Annotated in this window: 5 protein-coding genes; all 5 read left to right on the forward strand. The window is 64.0% G+C overall.

Annotated elements, in window-relative coordinates:
* A partial coding sequence (locus tag EN969_RS20440; protein WP_164758377.1) for a cytochrome (ubi)quinol oxidase subunit III occupies positions 1–477 on the forward strand: 477 nt, incomplete at its 5' end.
* Positions 474–854 carry a cytochrome o ubiquinol oxidase subunit IV gene (gene cyoD / locus EN969_RS20445; RefSeq protein WP_013531503.1) on the forward strand — a complete coding sequence of 127 codons (381 nt, stop codon included), beginning with the start codon at positions 474–476 and terminating at the stop codon, positions 852–854. The genes EN969_RS20440 and cyoD, both read left to right, overlap by 4 nt.
* A 96-nt stretch (positions 855–950) precedes the next feature.
* A complete protein-coding gene (locus EN969_RS20450; protein WP_063168041.1) occupies positions 951–1658 on the forward strand; it encodes an SURF1 family protein in 708 nt (235 codons plus the stop codon).
* Positions 1659–1910: 252 nt separating this feature from the next.
* Positions 1911–3095: an amino acid aminotransferase gene (locus EN969_RS20455; RefSeq protein ID WP_063168042.1), complete on the forward strand. Its 1185-nt coding sequence runs from the start codon at positions 1911–1913 to the stop codon at positions 3093–3095.
* Between the two features lie 80 nt (positions 3096–3175).
* The coding region (gene mazG, locus EN969_RS20460; protein WP_127419342.1) for a nucleoside triphosphate pyrophosphohydrolase at positions 3176–3922 on the forward strand (747 nt) is incomplete at its 3' end.

Below are 3922 nucleotides of genomic sequence, written 5' to 3' on the forward strand. Positions count from 1 at the left end.
GGCGTGCTCGGTGGCAACTACGCCGCCGGGCCCGCGCCGAAGGACCTGTTCGATCTTCCGCTGGTCGCGCTCAACACCACCATGCTGCTCCTGTCCTCCATCACCTACGGCTTCGCGATGCTGGAGATGGCGAAAGGGCGAGTGAGGCCGATGCAGGTGTGGCTGGTGATCACCGGCCTGTTCGGCCTCGCCTTTCTCGGCATCGAACTCTACGAATTCGCCCATTTCATCCACGAGGGGGCGACGCCGCAGCGCAGCGGCTTTCTTTCGTCGTTCTTCACGCTGGTCGGAACGCATGGCCTGCACGTCACCTTCGGCCTGGTCTGGCTGGTGGTGCTGATGGTGCAGGTCTCCAGGCATGGGCTGATCGCCGCGAACCAGCGGCGCCTGATGTGCCTGAGCATGTTCTGGCACTTCCTCGACGTCATCTGGATCGGCGTCTTCACCTTCGTTTATCTGATGGGAATGTTGCGATGAGCGCCGGGCACCAAACAGACACCAGCAACCACAGCCACGCGCATCACGGCGTCAATCACGGCTCGCTGGCCGGCTATCTGACAGGCTTCGGCCTGTCCGTCGTGCTGACCGCCGTTCCCTTCTGGCTGGTCATGACCAACGCGCTCGGCAATCAGATGGCGTCGGCGATTGCCATCATGGCCTTCGCCGTCGTGCAAATCATCGTCCACATGGTGTTCTTCCTGCATATGAACACCAGGTCGGAGAGCGGCTGGACCATGATGGCGCTGATCTTCACCCTCATCCTGGTGATGATCGCGCTGACGGGCTCGCTCTGGGTCATGTACCATCTGAACGTCAACATGATGCCCGGCCATGACATGAGTCAGATACCCTGAGAGAGGGACCTGGCTTTGGACGAACAGGCGCGGACGACACCGCATCCGAATACAGGCGACGGCCAAAGGGTTACGCGTTCGAGATGGACGCTATTGATGCTTTGCCTTTGCGGAGCCATCGGCATCGCAGGGTTCTCGGCGCTCGGTATCTGGCAGCTGGAGCGCCGCGTCTGGAAGCTCGACCTGATCGAGCGTGTCGACCAGCGTCTCAAGGCAGTACCCGTGGCCGCCCCGGCGCCTTCGGCCTGGCCAGCGATCAACGCCAGGGATGACGAGTATCGCCGCCTCGTCGTCACGGGCCGGTTTCTCGGTGATCGCGAGACCCTGGTCCAGGCGGTCACCGATCTCGGCGGTGGCTTCTGGGTAATGGCGCCGTTCCGAGCGGATGATGGCTTCACGATTCTGGTGAACAGGGGCTTCGTGCCGACGGACAAGCGCGATCCGGCAACCCGCTTCGCAGGCAAGCCCTCGGGCGATCACACCGGAATTCATGGCCTGTTGCGCATCAGCGAACCGAAAGGCGGCTTCCTGCGCACCAACGATCCGGCTGCCAACCGCTGGTATTCGCGCGATGTACAGGCGATCGCCGCCAAGCAAGGCATCGGGCAGGTCGCTCCTTATTTCATCGATGCCGATGCCACGCCCAATCCGGGAGGGTGGCCGGTCGGCGGCCTGACGGTCGTTTCGTTCCACAACAACCATCTGGTCTATGCCCTGACATGGTTCGGGCTGGCCTTGATGGTGCTGGGCGCGGTCGCCTGGCTGTTGCGGCAGGCTGTGAAAGACAGGCCCGGCGGGGGCTGACCGCTGACCGCTGGCCGAGGCAAAGCCGAAATTACGCACGGAAGCGCTCATGCCGGCGCAGAGGATGGCGTGATCGCTCTGCTCGTGCCGGCTGGTCATTTCCGACGCGCATCAATAGGTTTCCCTTCAAACCCTCATCCATGAGCGCGCAGGGCAGGCTTCCCAGCCGTCTCGGGCTGGAGCACCTAGCTAAAACCGCTGGCGAAACGCGACCGATTTGCGTATCACTCCGCCGCCATTGGAGCCCTATCGATGTTTGAGACCCTGCAGCCCGCCCCCGCCGACAAGATCCTGGCCCTGATCGGCCTTTATCGCGCCGATCCGCGCCCCGACAAAGTCGATCTCGGCGTCGGCGTCTACAAGGATCGCGACGGCAAGACGCCGGTTATGCGCGCCGTGCGCGAGGCGGAAAAGCGCCTGCTGCAGGCCCAGGACACCAAGACCTATCTCGGCCTTGCCGGCGATACCGGCTTCAACACGGTGATGGCCAAGCTCGCCTTCGGTCCGGGCGCTGACATGACGCGCATCCGCGCCGCACAGGCGCCCGGCGGCTCCGGCGCGCTGCGGCTGGTGGCGGAATTGCTGAAGCGGACGCGTTCGGACGCAACCATCTGGCTGTCGGACCCGACCTGGCCGAACCACATGCCGGTGATGCGCGCCGCCGGCCTGCAGATCCGTGAATACCCGTATTTCGACGCCGCGTCGGGTGCTGTTCGCTTCGACGACATGCTGGCGGCCCTGCGGACCGCAAAGAGCGGCGACGTCGTGCTGCTGCATGGCTGCTGCCACAACCCAACCGGCGCCAATCTGGATGCGGCACAGTGGGCAGCCGTTACCGATCTGGTCGTCGAGCGCGCGCTGCTGCCGTTCGTCGACATCGCTTATCAGGGCTTTGGCGATGGCCTTGAGGCCGACGCCCTCGGCTTGCGCCTGCTGGCGGCGAAAGTTCCGGAAATGGTCGTCGCGTCGAGCTGCTCGAAGAATTTCGCCGTCTACCGCGACCGCGTCGGCGCAGCAATGATCCTGGCCAAGGACGGCGCACAGGCAGATGTGGCGATGAGCCAGATGCTGTCGGCGGCGCGCGCCATGTATTCGATGCCGCCGGACCACGGGGCAGCAGCCGTACGCATCGTGCTGGAGGACGCCGCCTTGCGTGCAGACTGGGAAGCCGAACTTGAAGAGATGCGGCTGCGCATGCTGAGACTCCGTGTCCAGTTCTCCGAAGCCCTGCGCCGGCAATCCAATTCCGACCGCTTCGATTTCGTCGCCAGCCATCGCGGCATGTTCTCCCGCCTTGGCCTCACCGAAGCGCAAGTCGAACGGCTGCGCGCCGAGCACGGCGTCTACATGGTCGGCGACAGCCGCATCAATGTCGCCGGCCTGCCCGAGGACGGCATGGACGACCTCGCCAAAGCGATCGTCTCGGTGCTCGACTGACGTGGCTCGCCTGTGGACAAGGCACTCTCGCCGGCTGACAGCGTTGGCCGCGCGGCCGGCCGCGCGATAGCATCAGCCCTATGACGCCATCGAAAGACATTTCGCGCCTGATCGAGATCATGGCGGCGCTGCGGGCGCCGAAGACCGGCTGTCCCTGGGATATCGAACAGGATTTCTCGACCATCGCGCCCTACACGATCGAAGAGGCCTATGAGGTCGCGGATGCCATCGCGCGCGGCGACCTCGACGATCTGCGCGACGAACTCGGCGATCTGCTGCTGCAGGTCGTCTACCACGCGCAAATGGCCGAGGAGGCCGGCGAGTTTGCCTTCCCCGATGTGGTGCAAGCCATCACGACGAAAATGATCCGACGCCATCCGCATGTCTTCGGCGACGAAAAGGCCCGCAGCGCCGGCATGGCCAAGGGCATGTGGGAAAAGATCAAGGCAGAAGAGAAGGCAGAGAAACGAAGCGCCCGCCTCGCGCGCGGTCTCGATCCCGAAGACAATGGCAAGGGGTTTCTGGATAGCGTGCCGGTCGCCCTGCCCGCGCTGACCCGGGCGCTGAAACTTCAGGAGAAGGCCGCCCGCGTCGGCTTCGACTGGAGCGAGGCAGCACCCATCCTCGACAAGATCGAGGAAGAGATCGGCGAATTGCGCGAGGCGCTGGCCAAGGGCGACACCGCCTCGATCAAGGACGAGTTCTGCGACATGCTGTTTGCCGTCGTCAATCTCGGTCGCCACCTCAAGCTCGATTCGGAAGCAGCGCTGAGCGGCACCAACGAGAAATTCCGCTCACGTTTCCATTATGTCGAGCAGGCTTTGGAG

Source organism: Mesorhizobium sp. M7A.F.Ca.CA.003.01.2.1 (genome assembly GCF_003998945.1).
Lineage (GTDB): Bacteria > Pseudomonadota > Alphaproteobacteria > Rhizobiales > Rhizobiaceae > Mesorhizobium > Mesorhizobium ciceri.